Origin of the sequence: Salinibacter ruber DSM 13855 (genome assembly GCF_000013045.1) — a bacterium.
Classification (GTDB): domain Bacteria; phylum Bacteroidota; class Rhodothermia; order Rhodothermales; family Salinibacteraceae; genus Salinibacter; species Salinibacter ruber.
Genome location: NC_007677.1, coordinates 2,644,289 through 2,669,706, shown reverse-complemented (window position 1 = coordinate 2,669,706; position 25,418 = coordinate 2,644,289). Strand labels below are relative to the sequence as shown.

The 25,418-nt window shown below is 66.4% G+C and carries 23 protein-coding genes; 8 read left to right on the top strand and 15 right to left on the bottom strand.

Translation table 11 applies throughout. From position 1 onward, the window contains the following. Window positions 1–98 precede the first annotated feature (98 nt). Both SRU_RS11385 and SRU_RS11380 read left to right on the top strand, forming a co-directional pair. On the top strand, window positions 99–890 hold the full coding sequence (locus SRU_RS11385; protein WP_011404886.1) for a 5'-methylthioadenosine phosphorylase: 792 nt from the start codon (window positions 99–101) through the stop codon (window positions 888–890). 3 nt (window positions 891–893) lie between these two features. Further along, window positions 894–2,018: a phosphotransferase family protein gene (locus SRU_RS11380; protein ID WP_011404885.1), complete on the top strand. Its 1,125-nt coding sequence runs from the start codon at window positions 894–896 to the stop codon at window positions 2,016–2,018. Between the two features lies 1 nt (window position 2,019). On the opposite strand, the gene SRU_RS11375 is transcribed toward SRU_RS11380, so the two are convergent. After that, window positions 2,020–2,439, bottom strand: a complete 420-nt coding sequence (locus SRU_RS11375; RefSeq protein ID WP_013062460.1) for an acyl-CoA thioesterase — start codon at window positions 2,437–2,439, stop codon at window positions 2,020–2,022. Between the two features lie 32 nt (window positions 2,440–2,471). Then, the gene (locus tag SRU_RS11370; RefSeq protein WP_013062459.1) at window positions 2,472–3,284 is read right to left on the bottom strand and encodes a tetratricopeptide repeat protein; all 813 of its coding nucleotides are present in this window, start codon (window positions 3,282–3,284) and stop codon (window positions 2,472–2,474) included. Window positions 3,285–3,475: 191 nt separating this feature from the next. On the opposite strand from SRU_RS11370, the gene SRU_RS11365 reads away from it, so the two are divergent. Continuing rightward, window positions 3,476–3,754, top strand: coding sequence for a DUF2470 domain-containing protein (locus SRU_RS11365; protein ID WP_011404882.1), 279 nt, complete (start codon window positions 3,476–3,478; stop codon window positions 3,752–3,754). A gap of 102 nt (window positions 3,755–3,856) precedes the next feature. Beyond that, the gene (locus SRU_RS11360; protein ID WP_231847128.1) at window positions 3,857–4,330 is read left to right on the top strand and encodes a hypothetical protein; all 474 of its coding nucleotides are present in this window, start codon (window positions 3,857–3,859) and stop codon (window positions 4,328–4,330) included. A 2-nt stretch (window positions 4,331–4,332) separates the two neighbouring features. On the opposite strand, the gene cimA is transcribed toward SRU_RS11360, so the two are convergent. The 3 genes from cimA to leuD all read right to left on the bottom strand — a co-directional run bounded on the left by cimA (window position 4,333) and on the right by leuD (window position 8,517). Continuing rightward, on the bottom strand, window positions 4,333–5,934 hold the full coding sequence (cimA, locus tag SRU_RS11355; RefSeq protein ID WP_051010848.1) for a citramalate synthase: 1,602 nt from the start codon (window positions 5,932–5,934) through the stop codon (window positions 4,333–4,335). Between the two features lie 105 nt (window positions 5,935–6,039). Then, complete coding sequence (gene ilvD / locus SRU_RS11350; RefSeq protein ID WP_013062457.1) at window positions 6,040–7,794, bottom strand: dihydroxy-acid dehydratase; 1,755 nt, start codon at window positions 7,792–7,794, stop codon at window positions 6,040–6,042. A 105-nt stretch (window positions 7,795–7,899) separates the two neighbouring features. Further along, on the bottom strand, window positions 7,900–8,517 hold the full coding sequence (gene leuD / locus SRU_RS11345; RefSeq protein WP_011404878.1) for a 3-isopropylmalate dehydratase small subunit: 618 nt from the start codon (window positions 8,515–8,517) through the stop codon (window positions 7,900–7,902). Window positions 8,518–8,571: 54 nt separating this feature from the next. Between leuD and SRU_RS11340 the strand changes: the two genes are divergently transcribed. Beyond that, complete coding sequence (locus SRU_RS11340) at window positions 8,572–9,054, top strand: four helix bundle protein (RefSeq protein WP_011404877.1); 483 nt, start codon at window positions 8,572–8,574, stop codon at window positions 9,052–9,054. Window positions 9,055–9,061: 7 nt separating this feature from the next. Here SRU_RS11340 and leuC read toward each other — a convergent pair whose 3' ends face one another. The 9 genes from leuC to SRU_RS11295 all read right to left on the bottom strand — a co-directional run bounded on the left by leuC (window position 9,062) and on the right by SRU_RS11295 (window position 22,158). Continuing rightward, window positions 9,062–10,480, bottom strand: a complete 1,419-nt coding sequence (gene leuC, locus SRU_RS11335) for a 3-isopropylmalate dehydratase large subunit (protein WP_011404876.1) — start codon at window positions 10,478–10,480, stop codon at window positions 9,062–9,064. Window positions 10,481–10,612: 132 nt separating this feature from the next. Beyond that, on the bottom strand, window positions 10,613–12,253 hold the full coding sequence (locus SRU_RS11330; RefSeq protein WP_011404875.1) for a 2-isopropylmalate synthase: 1,641 nt from the start codon (window positions 12,251–12,253) through the stop codon (window positions 10,613–10,615). 175 nt (window positions 12,254–12,428) lie between these two features. Then, window positions 12,429–13,526 (bottom strand): 3-isopropylmalate dehydrogenase, encoded by a 1,098-nt coding sequence (gene leuB / locus SRU_RS11325; protein ID WP_204359775.1) that lies wholly within the window; start codon window positions 13,524–13,526, stop codon window positions 12,429–12,431. Window positions 13,527–13,602: 76 nt separating this feature from the next. Beyond that, entirely contained in the window at window positions 13,603–14,649 is a 1,047-nt protein-coding gene (gene ilvC / locus SRU_RS11320) for a ketol-acid reductoisomerase (RefSeq protein WP_011404873.1), read from the bottom strand. Window positions 14,650–14,732: 83 nt separating this feature from the next. Continuing rightward, window positions 14,733–15,383 carry an acetolactate synthase small subunit gene (gene ilvN, locus SRU_RS11315; RefSeq protein WP_231847127.1) on the bottom strand — a complete coding sequence of 217 codons (651 nt, stop codon included), beginning with the start codon at window positions 15,381–15,383 and terminating at the stop codon, window positions 14,733–14,735. Between the two features lie 95 nt (window positions 15,384–15,478). Continuing rightward, the gene (ilvB, locus tag SRU_RS11310; protein WP_011404871.1) at window positions 15,479–17,269 is read right to left on the bottom strand and encodes a biosynthetic-type acetolactate synthase large subunit; all 1,791 of its coding nucleotides are present in this window, start codon (window positions 17,267–17,269) and stop codon (window positions 15,479–15,481) included. 763 nt (window positions 17,270–18,032) lie between these two features. After that, entirely contained in the window at window positions 18,033–18,467 is a 435-nt protein-coding gene (locus tag SRU_RS11305; protein WP_011404870.1) for an SRPBCC family protein, read from the bottom strand. A 191-nt stretch (window positions 18,468–18,658) separates the two neighbouring features. Further along, window positions 18,659–21,163 (bottom strand): heme lyase CcmF/NrfE family subunit, encoded by a 2,505-nt coding sequence (locus SRU_RS11300; RefSeq protein WP_011404869.1) that lies wholly within the window; start codon window positions 21,161–21,163, stop codon window positions 18,659–18,661. Between the two features lie 276 nt (window positions 21,164–21,439). Beyond that, a protein-coding gene (locus tag SRU_RS11295) for an IS1-like element ISSru2 family transposase (RefSeq protein WP_118841017.1) occupies window positions 21,440–22,158 on the bottom strand; the annotation gives its coding sequence in 2 pieces (ribosomal slippage) (window positions 21,440–21,909 and window positions 21,909–22,158; 720 coding nt in all). A 129-nt stretch (window positions 22,159–22,287) separates the two neighbouring features. Here SRU_RS11295 and SRU_RS11290 point away from each other — a divergent pair. Beyond that, window positions 22,288–22,764: a septal ring lytic transglycosylase RlpA family protein gene (locus SRU_RS11290; protein WP_197537011.1), complete on the top strand. Its 477-nt coding sequence runs from the start codon at window positions 22,288–22,290 to the stop codon at window positions 22,762–22,764. Between the two features lie 132 nt (window positions 22,765–22,896). Here SRU_RS11290 and SRU_RS11285 read toward each other — a convergent pair whose 3' ends face one another. Beyond that, window positions 22,897–23,181 (bottom strand): hypothetical protein, encoded by a 285-nt coding sequence (locus tag SRU_RS11285; RefSeq protein WP_011404867.1) that lies wholly within the window; start codon window positions 23,179–23,181, stop codon window positions 22,897–22,899. Window positions 23,182–23,480: 299 nt separating this feature from the next. Here SRU_RS11285 and SRU_RS11280 point away from each other — a divergent pair, with 299 nt between their 5' ends. After that, entirely contained in the window at window positions 23,481–24,035 is a 555-nt protein-coding gene (locus SRU_RS11280; RefSeq protein ID WP_011404866.1) for an RNA polymerase sigma factor, read from the top strand. A 138-nt stretch (window positions 24,036–24,173) separates the two neighbouring features. Next, window positions 24,174–25,376 (top strand): FecR domain-containing protein, encoded by a 1,203-nt coding sequence (locus SRU_RS11275; protein WP_011404865.1) that lies wholly within the window; start codon window positions 24,174–24,176, stop codon window positions 25,374–25,376. Window positions 25,377–25,418 lie beyond the last annotated feature (42 nt).

Genomic DNA, 25,418 nt, shown 5'->3' with positions numbered 1-25,418 from the left:
TGAGGTGGGAAATTCGGACGCAAGCTCGACGCTCATGATGTCCCTTGACAGCACCGATCCAGAACGCTCAACCCTCAACCCAGAACGCTCACCCCGATATGCCCGCCGTTGCCGCCATCCTCGGAAGTGCTTTTGCCGATGCCTTTCCGGACGAGCTTGACCTGGAGCCGGAGCCAGTGGAGACGGAGTGGGGGACGCAGACGCTTCATCGGGTTCGCGGCCTCGACCGCCCGGCCTACGTGCTGTTCCGGCACGGCCTGCCCCACCGCCTGCTCCCCAACCAGATCAACTACCGCGCCCAGGCCGCGGCGCTGCGGGCCGTGGGCTGCGGGGCGCTGCTCGTGACCAGCTCGGTCGGCGTGCTGGATCCCGACGTGCCGCTCTACCGGCCGCTCCTGGTGGACGATCTGCTCATGCCCGACAACCGCCTCCCGGACGGAAGCGCCTGCACCATGTTCACGGAGCCGTCGGAGGCCCACGGGCACCTCGTCCTCAACGACGGCCTCTTCGCGACGGGGCTCTCCGCACAGGTGCGCACCCTGGCGGAGGGGGCGGACGCGCCGATCGCGGACACGGTTGCGTTCGCCTACGTGCAGGGGCCCCGCTCCAAGACCGCGGCGGAGAACCGCATGTGGCCCCGAATGGGGGCCCAGGTCAATTCCATGACCTTGGGGCCCGAGGTGGTGCTGGCCAACGAGCTGGAGATTCCGTGTGCGGGGCTGGTGGTGGGGCACAAGTACTCGATTCCCGACCGCGACCCGCCGGAGCAAGAGGCGCTCTCCGCCACGCTCGACCGCTCGCGCGACGAGCAGGAACGGGTCGTGCGGGCGTTTTTGCGGGCGGCCGAGCCGGTCGACTTTCCGAATACCATCTACCGATTTGAAGAGTGACCCATGAGACGAAACTCGGATGAGGGGCGGCACCGCGGTCCGGTCTCGGATGCGGGGCACGAGCCCATGAAGGACGCCCATGTGGTGCCGTACCTGCGGGAGCGACTGCCGGCCTTCTCGCCAACGGGGGAGCCGCGGCGGGTGCCGGGGGGCAACCTGAACGTCGTCTGGCGGGTGCCCGGGGCAGAGCGGTCGCTGATCGTCAAGTACGCGCCGCCGTACATCGCGGCCGACCCGGACACCCCGCTCGACCCGTCTCGTCTGCTGATCGAGGCGCGGTGCCTGCGCGCACTGGGACAGGGGGAGCGCCTGAACGATCTGACCGGGGCCGCGGTGCGGCCCCCCAAGGCGATCGACCTGAACCCCGACGTGCCCATGGTCGTCATGGAGGACATCGGCCCCGTGCCGTCGTTCGGGCGGTGGCTCCGCGAGGCGGACGCGAAGGCACTGGAAAAGAGGGCTGCGGCGCAGGGACGGCGGCTGGGGGCATTCTTGGGGCGCCTCCACGCGGCGACGTGCGACGACGACCGTTGTGCGGACGCCTTCAACAACCGCCCCATGCAGGAAACCCGCCACGCGGTGCAGTACCAGGGGGTGGCCGACATGCTGCGGAAAGCGGGCGTCGGCGATGCGGACGTCCTCGGACGACGGGCCGAGACGCTGGGGCGGAGCCTGCTGGGGCCGGGTCGCTGCCTCACGATGGGGGACCTCTGGCCGCCCTCGGTCTTGATTGCGTCCAGCACCCGCCTGCGGATCATTGACTGGGAGCTGGCCCACTACGGGCGCCCGCTCCAGGACGTGGCGCACTGGTGTGCGCACCTGTGGATGCAGAGGCAACGTGCCCCGTCCGAGGCCGTCGCCCGGGCCGTTGCGGCGCACCGGAACGCGTTTCTGGAGGCCTACGAGGAGGCCCTGGGCGACACGAAGGATTCGCTTTGGGACCCGGCGGAGCGGCGCGACGCCGCGATTCACGTCGGGGCCGAACTCCTCGTCCGGGCGGTCGGGCCGTTTCAGGCCGGCTACGTCTACGCCGGCCTCGACGTGGAGCACTCGGCGGTGCGGACCGCGGTGGCGACGGCGGTGGAGCACCTCCGTGCCCCGGCCGCCGCCGACGTGCTCGGGCGATAGCTCACTCCAGGCCCAGGTCGGGCATTGGCACCGGGTCGCCGCTCTCTGCACTCACCCACACGAGAACGGCGGTCCCGAAGGCCGCCGCGTCGCCGGACCCATCGAGGCGGGCGGCGTAGTGGGTCGTAAGGCTCGACCGCCCCGGGGGCTCGGCGTACACGTCGAGGTGAAGGGTCGCAGGGTGGTGCACCGGGCGCTCGAAGTCGCACGACGCATGGGCCAGCACCGGGCCGCTCTCCGCGAACGTCGCCGCGTCGAGCGTGGCCTTGAGCCACTCCACCCGCGCCTCCTCGAAGTAGGAGAAGAAGCGGCTGTTGTTGACGTGGCCGACGGCGTCCATGTCGCCCCACCGGACCGCAAGGTCGGTCGTGTGTACGTGCTGGGCGCCGTCGGGAAGCGCATCCGGAACGTCGTCGGGCATTGAAGGGGAGGGCAATTGGGAAACGGCCACGGCTAGTACAGCGCCATGTCGAACGTGCGGCGGTGCTCCTGGGTGACGGGGTGCTGTTCCCCGAGCAGGGTAAAGAGGGCGACGCACGCCTTGCGCGCGCCATCGTCGTCGTAGTTGCGATCGGTGCGCACGACGTCGATGAACTGGTCCAGCGCCGCGTCGAAGTCCTGATCGGCGAGCGCGTCGAGGGCCGCGACGTACGTGTCCTTCACGCCATTTTCGGGGAGGGCGGACGGGTCCTCGGCGAGCTCCAGGAGACGGGCAATGGTCTCCACGCCGTCGCGCATCTGACGAAGGGTGGGATCGGCCACCTCGGCCTCCTGGGCCAGCACCTGTGCCCGGTTTGGGTCTTTAAACGCCAGGGCGCGCGCCATGAGCACCTGGGCCTCGTCGTGGTCGGGGTTGTCCTCCAACACGGGCCAGAGAAGGTGTTCGGCCTCCTGATGGCTGCCTGCCTCAAGGGCCTCTTTTGCCTCCTCAATCCGGCTTTTTTCTTCGCTCGGAAGATGCTCGTCGAGCCAGCTCTCGAGCTGGGGCTTGGGCTTGACGCCGGCAAACTCGGCTTCAATGTCCCCCTCCACGAACAGCTTCACCGCCGGAATGCCGCGCACGCCGTACTCTTGGGCCGCGGACGGATGGTCGTCCACGTTCACCTTGACCAGCGTCCAGTCGTCGGTTGCTTCCGCGAGCGACTCAAGCACCGGGCTGAGCTGCTGACACGGGCCGCACCACGGGGCCCAGAAGTCGACGAGGACGGGCGTGTCCGCACTCGCGTCGAGTACGTCGGTCTCGAAGTCGTTGACCTCGTAGGACATGGGAGGAAGGCGACTGTGTAGGAGAATACATAAACCAGTGCTTTTCACGAGCAACGCCGGGAAATGCTTCCTGCCTCCACGAGAGTTTCGAACACCGAGCGCCCATAACACCCCGGACGGACATCCGTAAGGCCTTCTCCCAAAATCCCGAAGCTCCGTTTTCCCAAGCAGGCCCGACCATAGCAGATCCCGTGTTTTCCCCCGACGACGTGGACCGCATCGTAGAACACATGAACGACGCCCACTCCGAGGACCTGATCCGGTACGCAGAGGCGTATGGGGACGTGATAGAGGCGAAAGGGGCGCGCATGACGGGCATCGATGCGGAGGGCTTCGACCTCGAGGTGGAGCAGGAGAAGGCCACGGTGCCGGTACGCATTGATTTCGACGCGCCCCTCGACACGGTAGACGAGGCCCGGGCTGTGCTCGTGGAGATGGCGATGGCGGCCCGGGACGCCGCGGAACGATAACGTGATCTCCCCACCGGTGTCACGCCAGAGGGGATCCCCGTGGTCGGGGACTGGTACGCTTTTGCGACCGTTGTTCTGCAGTCCCAACACATCCCGACTGCCATGTACGCACTCCTCGAGCGACTCCGAAATTGGTGGCAGGCCCGTCGCACCCGACGCATCACGGAGGAACGGGTGCAGGAGCGGGTAGAGCGAGGGGCGGCGTATCTCGACGAGGTGGATCCAGGGTGGCATCGCCGGGTCAACGCCGAAGCGCTGGAACTGGAGGACGGGGAGCAGTGCGTGCTCGGCCAGTTGCACGGCGGGTTCCGGCTCGGCCTCGGCCGCTCGCAGGTACTGAGCCTGTCAAGCGCTCCGCGAGCGAGCCTCTCGCCGGTGGCCTACGGATTCAAGTGTGTGGAAGGAGTGTCCGAGGCGTGGCAGGCACGGGATTATGAGCTGCTAACGGCGGCCTGGCGCGAGGCCGTCCGGACGCGGACCGTCGCGGACCACCGCGGCGACGGCCACATGAGCGCGTCCGTTCCCGAATTGGCCGTCGGGGGGGCGGATGAGGCCGCCGACCCCGTGTCGGCGTAGCATCACCCCGAGGCCGCGGGATCCGGGGCCGGCCCGGCAGTCGGAGTGGGGGCCGCGTGGAAGAGGGCGTACCGCATGCCGTCGGCCAGGGCCTGCCAGCTCGCGTCGAGGATGTTCTCGGAGACCCCCACGGTATTCCAGGTGCGCGCGCCGTCGCCGTGCTCGATGAGCACGCGGACCGTGGCGGCCGTGCCGTCCTGCGGCGTAAGCACCCGGACCTTGTAGTCGGAGAGGCGCACGCCATCGAGCGAGGGGTAGAACGAGAGAAGGCCCTCCCGCATGGCGTTTGAGAGGGCATCGACAGGCCCGTTTCCCTCCGCCACGGCCAGGGTGCGCTCGTCTTGTACGGTGAGGGCGAGGGAGGCCTCAACGGTCTGCGCCTCGTCGTCCTGCCCGCTCCACACGCGCATCCGGTCGAGGCCAAAAAAGTCCGGCACCTCGTCCTGAAGCGTGCGCAGAAGAAGTTCAAACGAGGCCTCGGCCCCCTGAAATTCGTAGCCGAGATGCTCCAGCTCCTTGATGCGCTCGACGGCCTGCGCGGCGGCGTCCGAGCCGAGGTCGATGCCCATCTCTTTGGCCTTGTACTGGATGTTGCTGCGCCCCGAGAGGTCGGAGACGAGGGCCCGTCGGCGGTTCCCTACGACGTTCGGCTCCACGTGCTCGTAGGTGCTCGGGGCCTCCATCACGGCCGAAACGTGCACGCCGCCCTTGTGGGTGAAGGCGCTGCGGCCGACGTACGGCGCGCCGTCGTCCGGGTCGAGATTGGCCACCTCGTTGGTAAAGCGGGCGAGGTCGACCAGGTCGTCGAGCCGGTCCGGATCGACGCACTCAAAGTCCATCTTGAGTTGCAGGTCGGGAATGACGGCGCAGAGGTCGGCGTTGCCGCAGCGCTCGCCGAGGCCATTGATGGTGCCCTGCATGTGCCGCGCCCCGGCCCGCACGGCCGCGAGGCTGTTGGCCACCGCGCACCCGCCGTTGTTGTGGGCGTGGATGCCGAGGGTGGTGTCGAAGTCTTCGTAGACGGCAGCGGTGACGTCGTAGATGTCGTGCGGCAGGGAGCCGCCGTTCGTGTCACAGAGGACCAGCGTGTCGGCCCCGGCCTCGGCGGCGGCCCGGAGCGTCCGGAGGGCGTACGCGGGATGGTCGGCGAAGCCGTCGAAGAAGTGCTCGGCGTCGTAGATGACCCGCTTCCCGTGCTCGCGGAGAAACGCTACCGACGAGCGAATGAGGTCCAGATTCGTCTCTCGCGACACCCCGAGCGCCTGCTCCACGTGCAGGGTCCACGACTTGCCGAAGATGGACACCACGTCGGTGTCGGCCTCGATCAGGGCCTGCAGGTTGGCGTCCTCCGACGGGGCATTGGACGCGTGCCGGGTGGAGCCGAACGCGCAGATCGACGTGTGCGCCCAGGTCTCCCCGCTGGCCGCCTCAAAGAAGGCCTGATCCGTGGGGTTGGAGCCGGGCCAGCCCCCTTCGATCACGTCAATGCCGAACGCTTCCAGGCGACGGGCAATCCGCATTTTGTCGCGGGCCGAGAGGGTGACGTGCTCGCCCTGCGTGCCGTCGCGGAGCGTGGTGTCGAATACCTCGATCGTGTCCGGCATCGTCTGGGTGTGTGCGTGTGGGCGATTGGGAATGGGGGAGTGGGGGAATGGGGCCACTTCACAGTTGCGCCCACTCACCCTTTCACCCATTCGCGCAGATCCGTCTCATTCATTTGAAGCCGTGGAGGGGGATGTCGACTCGCGAAGATCCGAAAAGACACTCGTCACTGCCCCCTCCGCGGCGGAGCCGAAGAGGGCGGCGTACTTGGCGAGAACGCCGGTCGTGTACTGGGGCTCCGGGGGCGACCGGTCGTCGAGTCGGCGCTCCAGCTCGGCGTCGGACAGGTCGACCGCCAGGTGACGCTCCGCCACGTCGATGATGATCGGGTCTCCGTCCTGGATGGCGGCGATGGGCCCGCCGGCCGCGGCCTCGGGGGCGACGTGGCCGATGGAGAGGCCGCGGGTGGCCCCGGAGAAGCGCCCGTCGGTGATGAGGGCCACGTCGTCGGCGTGCCCCTGTCCGTCCCGGGCGGCGGTCACGCCAAGCATTTCGGGCATGCCGGGGGCGCCCTTGGGCCCGAGATTCCGAATGATAATGACGTCGCCCGAGTCGAGCTGGCCGGCCTGCACGTAGTCCATTGCGTCCTCCTCGCTCTCGAAGACGCGGGCCGTGCCCTCAAAGCGGGGGGCATCAGCGGCTGTAACTTTGAGCACAGCGCCGTCGGGGGCGAGGTTGCCGGTGAGGATGCGGATGGCGCCCTCCTCATTCTTCGGTTCGTCCACCGTGTAGAGGTAGTCCACGTCGAGGTCCGCGATGGCGGGCGGGTCGACGCGGTCGAGGGCCTCGGCGAGGGGCTCCCCCGTCACGGTCTGGGCGTCGCCGTGCAGCAGGCCCGCATCGAGAAGCGCCTTCAGCACCACCGGCACGCCGCCGACCTCGTGCAGGTCGTTCATCACGCGGGAGCCGCCGGGCTGGAAGTCGCCGATCTTGGGCGTCCGCCGGCTGATTGCGTCGAACGCCTCAATCGAGAGGTCGATGCCCGCCTCCGCCGCCATCGCGAGCAGGTGGAGTACGCCGTTCGTGGAGCCGCCCACGGCCACCTGGAGGGCAATGGCGTTCTCGAACGACTTCTTGCTGAGGAAGTCGGAGGGCCGCCGCCGTTCCTCGATCGCCTCGACGGTCCGCCGCCCGGCCGCGCGGGCCACCACCTCTCGTTCTTCTGTCACCGCCGGGGGGCTCGCGCTCCCCAGCGGCGCAAAGCCGATCGCCTCGCTGATGGACGCCATTGTGTTAGCGGTGAACATGCCGCCGCAGGCGCCGGCGCCGGGACAGGCGTGGCGCTCCATCTCGTCGAGCTCCTCTTCGCTCATCTGGCCGGTGGCGACCGCCCCGCACGCCTCGAACACGTTCTGGATCGTGATCTCCTGCCCCCGGTGGTGGCCCGGCATGATGGACCCGCCGTAGAGGAAGACGCTCGGGAGGTCGGCCCGGATCGCCGCCATCATCATGCCCGGCATGTTTTTGTCGCAGCCGCCCATGATGACGAGCCCGTCGAGCCGCTCGGCAAAGGCCACCAGTTCCACCGAGTCGGCGATCACCTCGCGGGAGATGAGGGACCCCTTCATGCCCTCCGTGCCCATCGAGATCCCGTCGCTAACCGTGATGGTGCCAAACTCGATGGGCGTCCCGCCGGCCTCAGTGACGCCTTCGCGTGCGGCGTCGGCAAGGCCGTCGAGGTGCACATTGCAGGGCGTCACGTCCGCCGCCGGGTTGGCGATGCCGATGAGGGGCTGGTCGAGGTCGGCGTCGTCGTAGCCCATCGCCCGAAACATCGCGCGGGCCGGCGCCTGGTCAAGGCCCTCGGTGACGTCTTGGCTCTGGATTTTGGAGGAGTGGCCGTTGGCGGAGGAGGGGGGCATTGGGCAAAAGGGAAAAGTGGAAGGGAAAGAAGGTGCTGTTTTCGTGATGCGTGAAACGTGAAGCGTGAAAGACGGCAGCCTCACGCATCACGCTTCACTGATCACTCAGCAATCGGCAAACTCGTTCAGGTAGGGCAGCCGATCCGCGGTCTGCTCCACCTCGTCCATGTAGCTCTTCATGAGGGCGGTGGTGTCCCAGACGCCCTGCAGGAGCGCCTCGCGCTGCGCATCGCTGATGGTCACGTCGACGGGCTCGTCGCTGACGGTGACCGTCTCCGCCTCCACGTCGATGGTGAGTTCGAGCGCCGGGTCGGCCGTCACCTGCGCCATGATCCACTCCACAGTCTCGTGGTCCGCGGTGGCGGTGGGCAGGCCGAGGGCCTGGCAGTTGCCGGCAAAGATCTCGGCGAAGGACTCGCCGATGAGGCCGTCGATGCCCCAGCGCATGAGGGCCTGGGGGGCGTGCTCCCGCGAGGAGCCACAGCCAAAGTTCTCGTTCACCACCAGGATGGTGGCGTTCGGGTAGCGGTTGAAGGGATGGTCGTTCAGGCTGCCGTCGTCGTCCCGTCGCACGTCGTAGAAGGCGTACTCGCCCATGTTGTCGAACGTGACCTCCTTGAGGAAGCGGGCGGGGACAATCTGGTCGGTGTCGATGTCGTTGCCGCGGACGGAGACGGCGGGGCCGGTGACGGTGGTTACGGTGTTGTCCGTTGCGGTGGGCATATTGAGGGGCGTGATGCGTGAGGCGTGATTCGTGAGGCTGTTTTGTTCTGACCGATGAACTTTTCCGGCTGGCAGGATCAGGTTCCGTCGTCAATTCGAGAAGATACCCTGTGGGACGTTGAGGCGTATCGACTGAGCCTGTTTGCGTCCGACGTGTGCTGGCAGGACATCCGCAAACTCCATGAGAACGCGCACACACGGTCGCTCGCAGATCAACTCTATCGTGCGGTTGGCTCAATCAGTTCGAACATTGCGGAAGGGTACTCGCGCGGGACGGGGAAAGACCGCGCCCGGTTCTACGAGTATGCCCTCGGCTCCGCACGGGAAAGCCGAGACTGGTACTACAAAAGTCGGTTCGTCATCGGTGAAGACGTGGTTGCGCATCGTCTCGATTTTATGACGCAGATCATTCGGCTTTTGCTCGTAATGGTGTCCGACCAGCGCGGAGGCGAAATCCGCGAGCCTGACTCGAAGTATCGTGCTTCTGAGTACAGTGAGACAGATCTTTTCGAAGAAATTCCCTTCGCCTCGAAATAGTCACGCATCACGTTTCACGCATCAATCGGCGAACGTCCGTCACCTCCCCCTCCACCGCCGCCGCCACCACCATCGCCGGGCTCATCAGCACCGTCCGCCCGTCCTTGCTCCCCTGGCGGCCGATGAAGTTGCGGTTGGAGGAGGAGGCGCACAGCTCGCGGCCCTCCAGCTGGTCCTGGTTCATGCCGAGGCACATCGAGCACCCGGCGCCGCGCCAGTCGAATCCGGCCTCGCGGAAGGTGTCGGCCAGGCCCTCGTCCTCCGCCTGCTGCTTCACGCCCTGCGAGCCGGGGACGACCATCGCCCGCACGTCGTCGGCCACGGGGCGGCCCAGTCGCTCCAGCAGCGAGGCGGCCTCGCGGAGGTCGGTGATGCGGGCGTTGGTGCAGGAGCCGAGGAACGCGACGTCCACGTTGACCCCCTCCATCGTCCGGCCGGGCCGCAGGTCCATGTGGTCGAGGGCCTTTTCGGCCGTGGCCCGGTCGCCGGAGTCCATCCGGGCCGGGTCCGGAATCGGCTCCGAGATGCCGAGGGCCTGGCCCGGCGTGATGCCCCACGTCACCATCGGCTCGATGGCCGAGCCGTCGAACGTCACGGTGTCGTCGTAGGTGGCGTCCGGGTCGGACTGAATCTGCTGCCAGCAGTCGACGGCCCGCTCCCAGGCCGCCCCGCTCGGGGCGTGCGGCCGGCCCTTCATGTACTCGAAGGTCGTGAGGTCGGGGTTGACGTAGCCGGCCCGGGCCCCGCCCTCCACGCTCATGTTGCAGATGGACATCCGGCCCTCCATGCTGAGCCCTTTGATGGCGGGGCCGCCGTACTCGTAGACGTACCCGATGCCGCCCTCCACGCCCAGCTCGCCAATAATTTTGAGAATAATGTCCTTCGCGTAGACCCCCTCGCCGAGCGCGCCGTCCACCTGAATCCGCCGCACGTCCTGCTTCTCCATCGCGATGCACTGGGTCGCCAGCACGTCGCGGATCTGGCTCGTGCCGATGCCAAACCCAAGGGTGCCGAAGGCCCCGTGCGTGCTCGTGTGCGAGTCGCCGCAGACGATGGTCATTCCGGGCTGGGTGAGCCCCTGCTCCGGCCCCACGACGTGCACAATGCCCTGCGCGCCGGAGCTGGGGTCGAAGAACGTGATGTCGTACGCCTCGGTGTTTCTCTCCAGCACCTGCAGCATCGTCTCGGCCTGGTCGTCGCCGAAGGGGCGCTCCAGGTCGGCGGTGGGGATGATGTGGTCGGTGGTGGCGAAGGTGCGGGCGGGGAATGCCACCGACAGGTCGCGCTCCTCGAGCATGCCGAACGCCTGCGGGCTCGTCACCTCGTGGATCAGGTGCAGGCCCACGAACAGCTGGGTCTCGCCGGTGGGCAGCTCGCGGACGGCATGGCGGTTCCAGACCTTGTCGTAGAGGGTGCCGGTGGACATTGACGAAGTCGGCGTATTTCAAGGAGGAAAGTCTCAAGAGACGGCGTGCTCAGGACCGGTAGTGCGTATTTCGTATTGCATATTTCGTAGGGACTAGCACGAACGGAGAGTCCAATACGCACTACGCAATACTTACTCCCCGTACGTGTGCATGATGCCGTTCTGCACGAACTCGACGGACTCAGCGTGCTCCTGGGCGGCGACGAGGCGGTTCAGGGCGTCGACGTACGCCTCGGCGGAGGCCCGAATGACGTCCGTATTGCGGGCCGTGCCGGCGAACTGATTCTCGCCGTAGCGGATGGTGACCTCCACCTCGCCCTGCGCGTCGGCCCCCTCGCTGATGGAGCGGATCGAGTAGTCGACCAGTGTATGGGGGGCGTCCACGGCGTGATCGAGGGCGCGGTAGAGGGCGTCCACGGGGCCCTCGCCCGTGGCCTGCTCCTCGCGGGCCGAGCCGTCGTCGCGCTGGAGGCGCACCGAGACCTTCGCCTCGTCGTCCGAACTGAGGTGCACAGAGAACTGGTCGAGCCGGTAGGCGGGCGTGCCGCCGTTGAGGGCGACGCCGTTGTCGGGAAGGCCCGTCGCCGCCGCGACCGCGTCGCCGCCGAAGTCGTTCATCATCTGCTCGAGGTCTTCCTCGAACACCTCCTTCTTGCGGTCGGCCAGGTCGAGGAACCGATCGTAGAGTGCGTCGCGGTGGCCCTCGGGGACCGCGTACCCCATGGCCTCCAGGCGGTTGAAGAGGCCGTGGCGCCCGGAGTGGCGGCCCAGACGGATCTGCTCGGCGTCCTGGCCCACGTCCGTGGCGGACATGATTTCGTAGGTCGTTCGCTCCTCGAGCACACCGTGCTGATGAATGCCGGCCTCGTGGCTGAACGCGTTGCTGCCCACGATCGCCTTGTTGGGCTGCACCGGGAAGCCCGTGGCTGCCGAGACCGTCTGGCTGGTCGGCGTCAGGTGCTCGGTGTGGACGTCCGCGGTCACGTCGAACGCGTCCGCCCGCACGGTCAGTGCCATGACGATCTCCTCCAGCGCGGCGTTGCCGGCGCGCTCGCCGATGCCGTTGATCGTGCACTCCACCTGCCGGGCGCCCGCCCGGATGCCCGCCAGCGTATTCGCCGTCGCGAGGCCGAGGTCGTCGTGGCAGTGGGTGGAAAGGGTGACCGCGTCGGGATCGGGAAGACAGTCGACCACCGTCTCCAGAAGGTCCGTGTACTCCGACGGAGCACAGTAGCCGGTCGTATCGGGAATGTTGATGGTCGTCGCCCCGGCCTCGGCCGCCGCCTGGACGACCTCGCAGAGAAATTCCGGATCGGTGCGCCCGGCGTCCTCGGCGCTGAACTCCACGTTGTCCGTGTAGGTGAGGGCCTGCTCGATGGCACGGACCGCGCGCTGGATGATCGCCTCCCGCTTCTCGGCCATCGTGTTGCCGAGCTTGTCGAACTTCGCCTCGATGTGAACGTCGCTCGTGGCGATGAAGGTGTGGAGGCGCGTGTCGGTCCCGTCCGCCAGGGCCTCGCCGGCGGCGTCGATGTCGTCCTCCTTGGTGCGGGCGAGGGCACAGGTCACGGGGCCGTCCACCTCCGTCGCGATGCGGGTCACCGCCTCGGTCTGGGCGGGCGACGAGATGGGGAAGCCGGCCTCAATCACGTCCACATTCAAGTCCGCGAGCTTATGGGCAATGTGGACCTTTTCGGGGACAGTCATAGACGCGCCGGGCGCCTGCTCGCCGTCGCGCAGGGTGGTGTCGAAAATCGTGATGGAGTCGCTCATCGGTTGGGTCGTGTGTTGAATGTGGGGCGTCGGAAGGCAGTTTGGGAGTCAGAAGGGCGCCCGGACGCCGCATCGGTCGTCGCGTCCGGACGCTCGATAAGGCGCAGGGTGATCCGCCCGCGAATCCTAAGGGTATTCGGAGCCGGCGGCGGATCAGCAAGTGGCAACGCGAAGGTCACGGTGTTGGGGCGTTTTGGGGAACGGAGTCGGCGGCGCGGGTGGCGACCTCGCGGCCAAACGCAGAGGTCGATGCGTCCTCCTCGTTGTCCGCCGCGAGGTCAGCGGTGCGGAAGCCGGCGTCCAGGGCCGCGTCGACGCCGTGCCGGACCGCGTCGGCGGCCGCTGTTTCGCCGACTTCGTCGAGCAGAAGGGCGGCGCTCAGAATGGCCGCGGTGGGGTTCGCAACGTCCTGCCCGGCAATGTCGGGCGCACTGCCGTGCACCGGTTCGAAGAGGCCCACCGTGCCCCCGACGCTGGCGGAGGGCAGAAGCCCCAGCGAGCCGGGGAGGGCCGCCGCGAGGTCCGAGAGAATGTCGCCGAAGAGGTTGCCGGTGAGCACCACGTCGAACTGCCGCGGGTCGCGGACCACCTGCATCGCGGCGTTGTCGACGTACAGGTGACGAAGCGTCACGTCGGGGCAGTCGTCGTGGACCTCGGTCACGACCTCGCGCCACAGCTCCGACACCTCCAGCACGTTCGCCTTGTCGACGGACGTCACGTTTCCGTCGCGCCGCCGGGCACGCTGGAAGGCGACGTGGGCGATGCGCTCGATCTCATCGTCCGAGTACGCCATCGTGCTCCGGGCGCCGTCGTCGGTGCGGCCCTCGGGTGTGCCGAAGTAGATGCCGCCGGTCAGCTCGCGGACGAACAGAATGTCCGTACCGCCGACGCGATCGGGACGGAGGGGAGAAGCGTCGGCCAGTGCCGCCGGCACGCGGACCGGGCGCAGATTGGCGTAGACGCCGAGCGCCTTCCGGAGGGCAAGAAGACCGCTTTCGGGACGCTGGTCGCCGGTGTTGTCGGCCCACTTCGGCCCGCCGACCGCGCCGAGCAGGACGGCGTCACTCTCCAGGCATGCGTCGCGGGTGGAGTCAGGGAGCGGCATTCCCGTCTCGTCGAGTGCGACGCCTCCCATCCGGTGCTCCGTGGCCGTCACGGAAAATCCGTGGGCCGAGCCCACCGCCTCCAGCACGCGGAGCGCCTCCCGCGTTACCTCCGGGCCGATGCCGTCGCCGGGAAGCCAGGCAATGTCGTACGATCGTGTATCGTCCATGCTAAACTGTGTGCGTCCGGGTGAATTGCGTTGAAGACGCGCGGTCGACGGGGCCTTTTCGCGCCCGCTCAACCCCTCAACTCGACGAGGCAGGGGCCGTGTCCGCCGCGTCGGGGGCATCTTCGTCCGCCGACGTCTCATCGCCGTTCAGCCAGGGCATCATGCCGCGGAGTGTCTGGCCAACCTGCTCGATCGGGTGCTCTGTCAGTGCCGCGCGTTCCTCCTGGAGCTGCGGGGCCCCCTGTTCGTATTCCTCAATCCACTCGTCGGCAAATTCGCCGGACTGCACCTCCTCGAGGATCTCCTGCATTTGCTCCCGCACAGCGTCGTCAATGACCCGAGGGCCGCGCGTGTAGCCGCCATACTCGGCGGTATCACTTACCGAATGGTTCATGTACTCGAGGCCACCTTCGTAGTAGAGGTCCACGATCAGCTTCAGCTCGTGGAGGCACTCAAAGTAGGCCAGTTCTTCGGGGTAGCCCGCGTCGACGAGCGTTTCGAAGCCCGCCTGAATGAGCGCCTGCGAGCCGCCGCAGAGCACGGCCTGCTCGCCGAACAGGTCGGTCTCGGTCTCGTCCTTGAAGGTTGTCTCGATGACGCCCGCGTGGGTGCCACCAATCGCGTCGGCGTAGCTGATGGCAAGGGCCATTGCGCCGCCGGAGGGATCCTGGTCGACCGCCGCGAGGCACGGCACGCCGCTGCCGTCCGTGTAGGTACGGCGGACAAGGTGGCCGGGCGATTTGGGCGCGACCATGAAAACATCGACCGCCTCGGGCGGCTCGATGCGGTCGTAGTGAATGTTGAAGCCGTGGCCGAAGCCGAGGGCCGTGCCGGGCGTCATGTGCTCCGCAATCTTCGCCTCGTAGACGTCCTTCTGGTGCTGATCGGGGATGAGGAGCATCACCACGTCGCCCCACGCGGCCGCCTCGCCGATATCCATCACCGTGAGGCCCTGCTGTTCGGCCTTCGGACGAGAGGAGGAGCCGGGGCGCAGGCCAACGGCCACGTCCACCCCGCTGTCGTGTAGATTCAAGGCGTGGGCGTGGCCCTGGCTGCCGTAGCCGATGACGGCGACCTGCTTGTCGTGGATGAGAGCGGGATCCGCGTCGTAGTGGACGTCCATGTCGGAAGGGGATGGATTGGGAGAAAAGGAAGAAAATGGATGTGTGGGGCGGCGCTCACCGACGGGGGGCGCCGCGAGGGGAGCTAGTCGTTGTCCGAAGAGGCACCGTTGGCGGACGGCTCGGCGTCGGCGGAGGCAAGGGGATTGGGCGCCTCGTACTCCAGGGCGCGGTGCATCGCCACCTGTCCGCTGCGCGCGACCTCTTCAATCCCGTGCTCCTCCATCATGCCGACTAAGGCGTTGATCTTCTTCGTGGGGCCGGTGACCTCCAAAATCATGGTTTCCGGCGTGACGTTGACGACCCGCCCCCGGAAGATGTCCTTGATGTCGAGCACTTCCGACCGGGTCTCGGTCGTGTACTGGACCTTGAGCAGGCAAAGCTCGCGCTCCACGTGCTCCGCGTCGGTCAGATCGGTGACGTCGTAGGTGTTGACGAGGTTATCGAGCTGGCGCGTAATCTGGGCCACGATGCGGTCGTTGCCCACCGTAACGAGCGTGAGGCGGGCGACGGAGGGCTCGTCGGTCTCGCCCACGGCGACGCTCTCCAGGTTGAAGCCCCGGGCCGAAAAGAGATTTGTCACGCGGTTGAGCGCCCCGATCGTATTTTCGAGCGTGACGGCGATGATGTGCCGGTGCTCCTGTTCGGTCTCGTCCTCCTCTTCCGGCAGGAGGGGCTCGCCAAACTTTTGCTTTCGGCGGATTTGTTGTCGGGTCAGGGGTTCTTCGTTGGACATGAGGCTGCTGGGGTGTGGAGTAGAAGCTGTTCTGCGTGCGGAGTATTCCGGAGTGCGTGTTGCGTGTCGCAATCGGCTGTCCTACGAAATACGCGTTAGCTCTCCGCCATCGCCTCCTTGTCGAACATCTCCGTGAGCATGTCGTCGCTGGCGGCGCCGGCGGGCACCATGGGGAAAACCATCTCCTCTTTTGGCACCTGGAATTCCATCACGACGGGCCGATCGTCGACCGTCCAGGCCTCGTCGATTACGTCGCTCACCTCGTCGGGCGAACGTGCGCGCAGGCCAACGCAGTGGTGCGCCTCCGCGAGCCTCACGAAGTCGGGGTTCGTGGGTTTGAGGTCCGTGTGGCTGAAGCGGTCCTCGTGGAAGAGGGACTGCCACTGCCGCACCATGCCGAGGTAGTTGTTGTTGATCACAGCGATCTTGAGGGGCAGGCCGTGCCGGGCCGCCACGCTCAGCTCCTGCGCGTTCATCACGAAGCCGCCGTCGCCGCTCACGCAGACGATGTCCAGGTTGCGCCCCTCGCGCATGCCGAAGGCCGCGCCCATCGCGGCGGGCAGGCCGAAGCCCATGGTGCCGAGGCCGCCGGAGCTGATGTGGGAGCGGGTTCGGCCGAACTTGTAGTACTGGCAGACCCACATCTGATGCTGTCCCACGTCCGTCACCATCACCGCGTCGCCCTGCGTCTTCTCGTACAGGGCCCCCACGACGGACTCCGGCGCGATCCCGTCCTCCTCGGGGGACTCGTACTCGTAGGGTGGGCACTCGCCCCGCCATTCGTCGATCTGCGCGAGCCAGTCCGACGTGTCTTTCGGCTCCACCTTGGGCCGGAGCTGCTGCAAGACCGTCTGCGCGTCGCCGATGAGCGCGCAGTCGGCGTACACGTTCTTCGAGATGCACGACGGGTCGATGTCGACGTGGATGATCTTCGCGTTGGGGGCCCATTCTTCCACGTCGCCGGTGACGCGGTCGTCGAATCGGGCGCCGACGGCCATGATGAGGTCGGCGTTCTGCACGGCCATGTTCGTGTGGTAGAAGCCGTGCATGCCGAGCCAGCCGAGCGCGAGGTCGTCCGTCTCGGGGAAGGCGCCCAGGCCATGCAGGGTGGTGGTGACTGGGAGGTTGGCCGCGCGGGCGAACGCGGTCAGGACCTCGGGGGCGTCGGCGTTGATCGTCCCGCCCCCCACGTACAGGAGCGGCTTTTCGGCCTCCTCAATCATCGCCGCCGCCCGGTCCACCTGCGTCGGTGCCGCGGCGCCGGGGACGGAGTACCCGTCCAGCCCCGGCTCCTCCGGGTAGGCGAACGGCGCCTCGTCCATCTGCACGTCCTTCGGAAGGTCCACGACGACGGGGCCCGGACGGCCCGTGCGGGCGATGTGGTAGGCCTGCCTGATGGTCGAGGCCAGCTCGTTCACGTCCCGCACCAGGAAGTTGTGCTTCGTGATGCTGCGGGTGACGCCGGTCGTGTCGGTCTCCTGAAAGCTGTCGTTGCCGATCAGGTGGGTGGGCACCTGGCCGGTGAACACGACGATGGGGACCGAGTCGAGGTACGCGTCCGCGATGCCCGTTACGGTGTTGGTGGCCCCGGGTCCGCTCGTGGCGAGCATGGTGCCCACCCGCCCGGTGGCCTTGGCGTAGCCCTCGGCGGCGTGGGTGCCGCCCTGCTCGTGCCGGACGAGGACGTGGTCGTACGACGGCTGGATGCGCTCCATCGCGTCGTAGATCTTGATGACGGCCCCGCCCGGATGGCCGAAGACGCGGTCCACGCCTTCTTCCTCAAGGGCACGGACGAAAATTTCGGAGCCTTTCAGAATGGGCGCGTCCGACGCGCCGTTTGAGGGGGGAGCGGCTGCATCGGAAGACGGCATGGTGTCGGTCGGCATCGGTCGGTCTGGGTCGGCCTAGTCTTGAGGACACGTCGCGGGGAGGGACGGCGCGCGCGAATCCCTTGTCCCCCCTGCCAAACGCCCCGATGCCGTGTAGGCCGCCGAGACGCTAGACGGGTACACGGCGGGCCCGACGGAGGCGCACAAGCTGAATGCGATGACGCTGGACAAGGGCACAGGCATCGGGGAGTGGGGGGCGAGGGGCCAATCCCCTCGGCGCCGCACGATACCTGATGTCATCGCTGGGAAGGGATTGGCGGTCGGTTGTTAGTCCGCAAGAATCGCAATAAGAAGAAGGACACGCACCGAACGCCGAAGCACGGTCGGCACGCGTCCCGTCACGGCAATCCCTTCGTGCATGATCGAACGACCCACGGGGGCCCGGTCTCCCTGAACAGAGGAAGGGCCCAGACCGGATCCCAAGAGGACGGAGTATGGGGAAGACGTCATCATTGCGGATGGGTCGTCCGTTGAGGGTGAACCCCAATTAGGGGGACATGGAATGCGGTGTCAAGGATAGAAGAGAAGCGGGGCGGTATGTTCGAGACGGAAGATCCTCTGATACGAAGCGCTTCCGATACGAAGAAAATCGAACAAAACGGACTGTAGGGCAAACGTATTTATTCTTTTCTCCAATGGGACTCAGAAATTTGTTTGCCCGAGGTGCAAGAAAAATTTAAGTTCATTGCGTATTCACACTGGGGGAGTACCGGAGGGGGCTTGAGCACAGGTGCCCAGGAGAAGAGGCAGTACCTGGGGGTTACGACGTGACCTGCGCCTCCAGATTGTGCAGAAGGGACTGAACTTCGCGTTCGTTGTAGCGCCGGATGAGCGGCCGGGCCAGTGGGTGCAGCAGGGTCGGCCCCGGAACCTGATACGTCGCTGCGTAGGTGAAGTGGCACCCGCCGTCGATGGGCTCAAAGTACCATCGAAGGGTGCCTTGAAGGTCGCCCGTCATGCTCCAGACGATGCGCTCGTTCGGCACGTAGTCGGTCGCGCGGACCTCGCCGGAAAACGACAATCCGAGGATCCGGTAGACGTAGTGGGCCCGAGAGCCGCCGTTTGGCAGTCGCTCGAGGAGCGTGGAGTCCGACAGACTTGGGGTGATCCAGGCCTGGTGGGCGGGGGCATCCATGAAGTCAAACACCCGGTCCACCGGCGGGGAGAGGTCGATGTGCTCGCGAACGGTTACCATTGAGTCATGGGTGACGAGTCATGAGTTGATGAGTCATGAGTTGGTCCGCTATATATTTTCCGAACTGCCGACCATGCGACGGAGGCGTACTCGTGATACGTGACTCATGACGCATGACTCACGACACTGCGAAATCGATATAGACGGCCTCCAGCGGTGCGTCATGCCTACGGGTCTCAGACAGGAGCCGGTCATCGCCGGAACCGGATGTCCTGCACACGGCGCCCGATGGAGACGACGAAGCCAATCGTGAGAATGATAATGCCGCCCCAGAGGACGCTGATGAGGGGCTTCGTGTAGGCCTGCACCACCACCCAGTTCTCGGGCATCACGTCGACGCCCTCCACGGCGAAGGTCGCCTCGCCGTTGTTCGCGTCCATCTCGGTAAAGCTCATTCGGAGGTCCCAGTCCGCGATTCGGTTCTCGATGTACTGCTGCGAGTTGTCGTTCATCACAAGGTAGATGGGCATGAGCGACCGGGTCTCTCGGGTATCGAGGTTGGTGACCCGAAGGCGAGCCCCCACGGCCATCTGCGCGTCGTCCGGCACGCGGGCGTCGGTCGCCGTCGTCTCCATCGCCCCCTCCGGGCCCTTTAGGACCTCGAATCCGTGGAAGGCGACCGCGTACTCGCGGTCCCCAAGGGTGGTCGAGTCGCCGTCTGCGAGCTGAAACTCGCCCCCGGGCGGCCCGTCGTCCTGTGCGACGCCCGTTGCCTCCTTCGGCGTGGCGGCGACGAAGAGGTCCTTCTCCAGGAAGGCCTTCACGTCCGGGTGCTTGAACCACTGGTCGTTGCTGCCCTGATAGGCCACAGGGGTGAACGTATGGGTGCGGCCCTGCGGGTCGCGCACGTCCAAGATGTACTGGCCGCGGCCCCGGTCGGTCGTCGTCTTGCCTTCGTAGGTGACCCGGTACCCGTTCACGACGCGCGTCTGGCCCTTGGCCACCACAAAGTTCTCGCGCGGCATCTTGTCCTCGTCCGCCGCCGTGGGCTCGCCGATGCGGGGGAGGGCCTGGTCAAAGCCGTTGGACGCGATGATGCCGAGGATGATGAGGGCGAAGCCAACGTGCGAGAGCGCCCCGCCGGCCATCCGGGGGTTGCCCCGAAGAATGCGCCAGAGCACGGCCCCGTTGCCGAAGAGCGAAAAGAAGCCCACGAAGAGCAGGAGCAGCATCTGCAGGGCCTGTCCGTACGCTGCCCAGAAGTCGGCGAGGCTTCCCGTGAGGCTGGCCGAGGCCGTCTGGGGGGCGGCTCCGGTTCCCGCCGGGATGACGAGCGCCTGCTCCGCAAACGGCGTCAGAATGAGCACGGCGATGGTGCTCGCGGTGGCCAGGGCGAGCGGCTTCAGCAGAACCCGGTTCACCGTCGCCACGTCCATCTTCTTCCACCAGAAGAGCTGGCCGAGCCCGGCGAGAAACACGAAGCCGAGCGCCAGGGGGAGGGTCCACTGGTTGTAAAACGACTGCGGCACGGCCGACGGGTTGTCCCGGAAGATCTGGCCGAAGATGGGCGCGCTGGTGCCGAGAATGATGACGGCGGCCGTGGCCGTGAGCAGGACCGAGCCGCACAGGATCATGAACTCGCGGGAGAGGGTGCGCGGCTCCTCGTCGGGCACGGGCAGCTCGCCGTACCGGTACGTGAACAGCCCGATGCCCAGGACGCCGAGGGTGGCGATCCAGAGCAGCAGCTGGTTGTAGAGGCCGAGGCTCACGAACGAGTGCACCGACACGTCCCCCAAAATCCCGCTTCGCGTGAGGAACGTGGAGTAAATGACGAACAGGTACGCCGCGATGGAGAGAAGGAGCGAGGCCTTTTGGCTCGACCCACTCTTCTTCTGCACCAGCATCGTGTGGAAGGCGGCCACGCCCAGCAGCCAGGGGACGAGGGACGAATTTTCCACCGGGTCCCACGCCCAGTACCCGCCGAAGGAGAGCGTGACGTACGCCCAGTATCCGCCCATCGCGATGGCCACGCCCAGCGCCATGACGGCGAAGAGCGTCCACGGCAGGGCCGGGCGCACCCACTGCGTGTAGCGCTTCTTCCACAGCGCCGCCAGGGCAAAGGCAAACGGCACGACCATCGCCGAGAAGCCGAGGAAGAGGATCGGCGGGTGGATCGTCATCCAGGGGTTCTGGAGCAGGTCGTTGAGCCCCTGCCCGTCCGCCGGCACGAAGCCGGGGTTTTGCTGAAAGATGGGCGCGTCGGCAAACTTCTCCGGCAGCGTCATGAACGGGGAGGAGCCGATCTCAACGGGGCCGAACTGCAGCCCCACAATCATCGACAGCAGGAAGAGCTGGCAGAGGCCCACGACGGCCATCACCGGCGTCTCGTACTCCCGCTGGACGTAGGCAATGAGGAGCCCCCCCACGACGCACATCATGAGGGCCCAGAAGAGGAACGAGCCTTCCTGCCCGGCCCAAAACGTGGAAAAGAGGTAGTGCCCCGGCAGGTCGTTCGACGATTGCTGGTAGACGTAGGCGTACTGGTACTGGTGGCTCAGAATCATGTACCAGAGCACCCCGGACGCGGCGCCCACGGCCGTGCTCATGGTGCCCCAGGCCCAGCGGCCCGCCTGCTTCCAGGTGCTTGCCGTGCGCATGTCCTCGTCGGTCCGGGCGGCCCAGAAGAAGGCGACGGCCGACACGCCACACGCCACAAAGGCGCTTAGAAGAAGAAGCTCACCGATCGTACCGAGCATGTGGGAGAGCGATTAAACCAGGCCAACAAGCGGAAATTTTTGAAAATACGGCGCCGGACTCGGTTCCGTCTCACACGGGGTATGGGAAGGCATTTCGGATTAGTACGCGAACGTTTCAACGAACGAGGGCGCGGCACCGACGGTGCGGGCGCCGGGCATCCGCTGTGTCGAGCTCAGGGCGTCCTGGGCCGGGGAGAGACCGGGCGGGGTGGGGAACCTTGGATCCGGCACTGCTTTTCGACGAACAGCAATCGCCCTTCAGGTAGCGGGTCGATGTTAAGTGATGGCTTCGTTGTACCACTCCACGAACAGTTTTGTCGTCAGATGGAGCATTCGTTCTGACTGGGAGGCCGCTCGCGTCCGACGGACGTACCGTGCCAGCTTTTGCCGCAGTCGCCCAAAAAACCGTTCCACATGTGCCAACTCGCCACTGGACTTTCCGACCTGCCGATGGCTGGAATCGTCTTCAAAAACTGGGCGATAGGACTTCCAGAAGTCGCTGAAACTTCGGCCTTTCCGGTAGCCCTCCGGAATCCGGCTCCAGAGCCGTGCGCAGGTTTTTGCCGAGCGGTCTCCGATCACAAATGCTACGACCTGTCGAGTTCGACGGCATAGAGCGACCCAGAGCCACCGTTTGTTCGACCGTTTTCGGACGTATGTCCAGCATTCGTCGAGTTCAAGGGTGTCGTTGTCCCTGGCTGGCCGGAGGCCCTCAGCTACTGAGTCGGCTTCGTGTCCCTTTTTTCAAGCCACCGGTTCAGAGTATTGCGACTGATCCCAAAAATGCGACTGATTGCTCGTTTTGACCCGCGTTCACGGTAAGCCCGGAGAATCTTCTCTTTCTCCTCCTCGGAATAGCCCCGCGGCTCCGGATCGAGCACCTTATGGGCCCCACAATCCTTGCAGTGGTATTGCTGAGAGCCGCTCGCGCTGTGGCCGTTTTTGATAATGTTCGAGGAGCCGCACTCCCTACACTCATGGGTCTCTTTGATCATCGGACTGGATGGACTGGTGAGCCAAGAGCGACATCATTAAAACAGAGAGCTCCACTACGTGTTGAGCCGCTACCGCCCTTCAAAATTCCGCCCTGCGCACAGCCTATGGGGATTCGATCGCATCCGGCCGTGAGGGACGCATGGGCTGGGCCCCGCTGGGCCTTGCTTCTGCTGTGCGGGGTGCTGGCAGGGTGTGGCTCAACGCAGCACGTGGGGGAGCAGGGGCTTCCCGACGCGCAGGGAATTGCCAGCTACTACGCAGATAAGTTCGTGGGCCGAACGACGGCCAACGGAGAGATTTACGACCACCAAGGGCTTACGGCCGCCCACCGCAGCCTGCCGTTCGGGACGCGGGTCCGCACCACCCGCATTGACGCGCCTGCGCAGCCGTCCGTGGTCGTGCGCATCAACGACCGGGGGCCGTTCAAAGACGGGCGCATCATCGACCTTTCGAAGGCGGCCGCCGGGCGCCTCAACATGCTTCGCGACGGGCTCGCGGAGGTGCGGCTGGAGATCGTCTCGTACCCGTCAGGTCCCGCCTCCACGACCGCCGGGCCGTCAGGGGAGGAGCCGTCGGGGCCGGAATCGTCAAGCGCCGGGTGGTAGCGCTGGGCCGGCGGGAACGGCGCCCAACGGGCAAAATGACGCCCCGACACCGATAAAAAAGGAGGTCGACCCGGCGAACGGGCGCGACCTCCTCGCTGAACACAGAGCACGGCGGTTGAAGGCGGCGGGGGACTACGGCTTCTCCGTGGCCACGAAGTCGGCCCGCTCGCCGGACGGGGTGCTCACCACATCCGTAATCTCAACCGAAAAGCTCTTCTCGCGCTCGCGGCTTCGGTCGTAGAGGATGCCTTCGAAGTTGGCATCGTCCTCCTCGTCGGCGAGGTCCTCGATTTGCTCTTCGTCCTCCCCGAAGAAGACGCCCTTGTAGGCCTTGCCGTAAACGGTCTTTTCCGAGTAGGCGAACCCCTCCCCTTCCATGTCGTTAAGCGTTGCGTCGTGCAGGTCGTACAGGCTCATGGTCGTGCAGAGAATTTAGATGGGACAGCGTGTGCGAGGCGGGCGATGTGGGCGTGTACTGCCCGGGCGCGAGCGGCCTCCAGGTGAGAGCGAAACGGAGGACACGGCCGGGCGAGCAGCATTGCACAAACGTCGAGGCATGTACTTCAGAACGAAGATGCCCGTGACCCCGATAGAACCATTGCCTATACGACGCGAAAGCCCATCGGTTCGCCGGGACGTGTCCGGACCCGTCTCGGGCGGAGAACGGAGCATGCCTGGCCGTCATTCCTGCCCGTCTGCCGTGTTGTCCGTCGGTTATGCCTGAGTCCGCGTTCGATCCGGATCGTGTTCGAGACGCCCAGAACGGGGACGAACAGGCCCGGAATGGGCTCCTCCGCCGCCTAGAGCCCATTCTGCGGGGCTACTTCATCAAGCGCATCGGGGCCGAGACCGACGTTGATGATCTGGTGCAGAATACGCTGGTGCGCATCCACGAAAGCCTCGACGACCTTGAGAAGCCGGGCAGCCTGAAGTCGTTCGCCATGAAGGCGGCCCTGTTCGAACTGCAGGACTACTACCGTGGGCGCTACGACATGAAGGAGCACCTGCGCGACCCGGACCTTCCCCTGGGACAGTCGACGGACCCGGAGGACCGGAGTGCCCAGGTGGACGTGGAGAAGGCCCTCGACGCCCTCACGCCGAAGGCACAGCGCATCATGGAGCTGCGGGAGTACGGGTACCTCTACCGAGAGATTGCCCAGATGCTCGACACGACGGAGGCGGCGGTCAAGATGCAGGTAAAGCGTGCCTTCGAAACCATGAAGGATGCACTGACGGCCCTGCTCCTTCTCGCCTGGTTCTTTGGGCTGTAATCATATTTCCGGAACTGTTACTTTCCCGGCGTCGGGAGCGGCTACCCCTTTGGTCGGGTCCGTTCGGGGCGGGAAGGGCCCCCTCGGCCCCCGGCCTCGGAGTCGGTTCTTTTCCTGACGGATACGATTACTCGGACCATGGACGACGCGTACGGTCCTCTTCTGTTTGAGGACGCCCTTTCTTCCGAGCAGCGGGCGAAGCTGCGGGCACGACTCGCTGAAGACCCGGCGCTGGCCGACGGCTGGGCGCGCTGGCAGCAGGTGCGCGCCCGGCTGCGGGAGCGCCTCCAAGAGCATGTCCCCGACCGGCGCCTTCTCGTCCTGTATGCGCTGTCCGAAGAGGGCCGGGAGGACCTTCTGACGCCCGAGGAGGCCGAGGCCCTCGACGCGGCACGCCCCGCCATTGCCGACGCCCTCGACGCGGTTCCGGCCCTCCAGCAGGTGGTGAAACGAGTGCAGGACGAACGGGCCGACTTCGAAACGGTGTGGGCACAGCACCGCGAAGAGATTTGGGCCGCGGAAGACAAGACAGACCGCCGCTCGCAGACGGACCGAAACGAGCGCGCCCCGCGGCGCCCCGGACGTGCTCGCAGGGAGGGGGCTGGGCGCCAGTGGGCGTGGCGCCTCACCGTTGCGGCGCTCCTGCTCGGCGCCGCCGTCCTGGCTGTGGTGTACGGGCCGCAAGGGGCGGAGCGGACGACCGTGACCGCGGAGGCGGGGGAGCAGCGGCAGGTGGAGTTTGAGGACGGCTCGACGGTTCGGCTCGTGGGGGCGTCCACGCTGTCCTACACGCCCGGGATGGACGCGGCCGAAGAGCGACGCGTCACGCTGGCGCGTGGCCGCGCTTATTTCGATGTGACCGCCCGGGAGGACGTGCCATTCGTGGTGACCACGCCCGCAGCCCGAACCGAAGTGCTCGGAACGAAATTCGGGGTCGCGGCCGGAAACGACACCACGGAGGTTGTGCTCGTGGACGGGCGGGTGCGTGTGGGGCCGGGCGGAAACAATGAGGCCGAGCCGGTGGTGCTGGCCCCGGGCGAGCGCAGCACGGTCCGAAGTGGAGACGCCCCCACCTCTCCTGCGCCCGTGGACCTTACCGCGACGCTGGACTGGACCGGACTTTTCGTCTTCCGGGCCGCGCCCACGCGTGTCATTGCGGAGCGGTTGCGCAACCACTATGGCGTGTCCATCTCCGTCGCGCCGGCCCTTGCCGAGGAGCCCGTGACGGGAACCTTTGAGCGGAATCGGTCGGTGGGGCAAGTGCTCAACACGATCGCCCGCGCGCTGGGGGCGGATGTGCGGAAGGAAGGGGAGGCCTACCGACTCGAACCCGGCTCTTGAGGGGCGTTCGGGCAGGAGTGCACGTAGGTCCATCCCTTATAG

Bases quoted from the DNA above. Each gene is read 5' to 3' on its own strand.
- SRU_RS11280 (WP_011404866.1), top strand. From the start codon at position 23,481: ATGCCTGAGTCCGCGTTCGATCCGGATCGTGTTCGAGACGCCCAGAAC.
- leuD (WP_011404878.1), bottom strand. From the start codon at position 8,517: ATGCCCACCGCAACGGACAACACCGTAACCACCGTCACCGGCCCCGCC.
- SRU_RS11330 (WP_011404875.1), bottom strand. From the start codon at position 12,253: ATGAGCGACTCCATCACGATTTTCGACACCACCCTGCGCGACGGCGAG.
- SRU_RS11275 (WP_011404865.1), top strand. From the start codon at position 24,174: ATGGACGACGCGTACGGTCCTCTTCTGTTTGAGGACGCCCTTTCTTCC.
- SRU_RS11375 (WP_013062460.1), bottom strand. From the start codon at position 2,439: ATGCCCGACGACGTTCCGGATGCGCTTCCCGACGGCGCCCAGCACGTA.
- SRU_RS11385 (WP_011404886.1), top strand. From the start codon at position 99: ATGCCCGCCGTTGCCGCCATCCTCGGAAGTGCTTTTGCCGATGCCTTT.
- SRU_RS11340 (WP_011404877.1), top strand. From the start codon at position 8,572: ATGAACTTTTCCGGCTGGCAGGATCAGGTTCCGTCGTCAATTCGAGAA.
- SRU_RS11360 (WP_231847128.1), top strand. From the start codon at position 3,857: ATGTACGCACTCCTCGAGCGACTCCGAAATTGGTGGCAGGCCCGTCGC.
- SRU_RS11285 (WP_011404867.1), bottom strand. From the start codon at position 23,181: ATGAGCCTGTACGACCTGCACGACGCAACGCTTAACGACATGGAAGGG.
- ilvC (WP_011404873.1), bottom strand. From the start codon at position 14,649: ATGGACGTCCACTACGACGCGGATCCCGCTCTCATCCACGACAAGCAG.
- SRU_RS11300 (WP_011404869.1), bottom strand. From the start codon at position 21,163: ATGCTCGGTACGATCGGTGAGCTTCTTCTTCTAAGCGCCTTTGTGGCG.
- ilvB (WP_011404871.1), bottom strand. From the start codon at position 17,269: ATGCCGACCGACACCATGCCGTCTTCCGATGCAGCCGCTCCCCCCTCA.
- SRU_RS11370 (WP_013062459.1), bottom strand. From the start codon at position 3,284: ATGTCCTACGAGGTCAACGACTTCGAGACCGACGTACTCGACGCGAGT.
- SRU_RS11305 (WP_011404870.1), bottom strand. From the start codon at position 18,467: ATGGTAACCGTTCGCGAGCACATCGACCTCTCCCCGCCGGTGGACCGG.
- ilvD (WP_013062457.1), bottom strand. From the start codon at position 7,794: ATGCCCCCCTCCTCCGCCAACGGCCACTCCTCCAAAATCCAGAGCCAA.
- leuB (WP_204359775.1), bottom strand. From the start codon at position 13,526: ATGGACGATACACGATCGTACGACATTGCCTGGCTTCCCGGCGACGGC.
- ilvN (WP_231847127.1), bottom strand. From the start codon at position 15,383: ATGTCCAACGAAGAACCCCTGACCCGACAACAAATCCGCCGAAAGCAA.
- cimA (WP_051010848.1), bottom strand. From the start codon at position 5,934: ATGCCGGACACGATCGAGGTATTCGACACCACGCTCCGCGACGGCACG.
- SRU_RS11380 (WP_011404885.1), top strand. From the start codon at position 894: ATGAGACGAAACTCGGATGAGGGGCGGCACCGCGGTCCGGTCTCGGAT.
- leuC (WP_011404876.1), bottom strand. From the start codon at position 10,480: ATGTCCACCGGCACCCTCTACGACAAGGTCTGGAACCGCCATGCCGTC.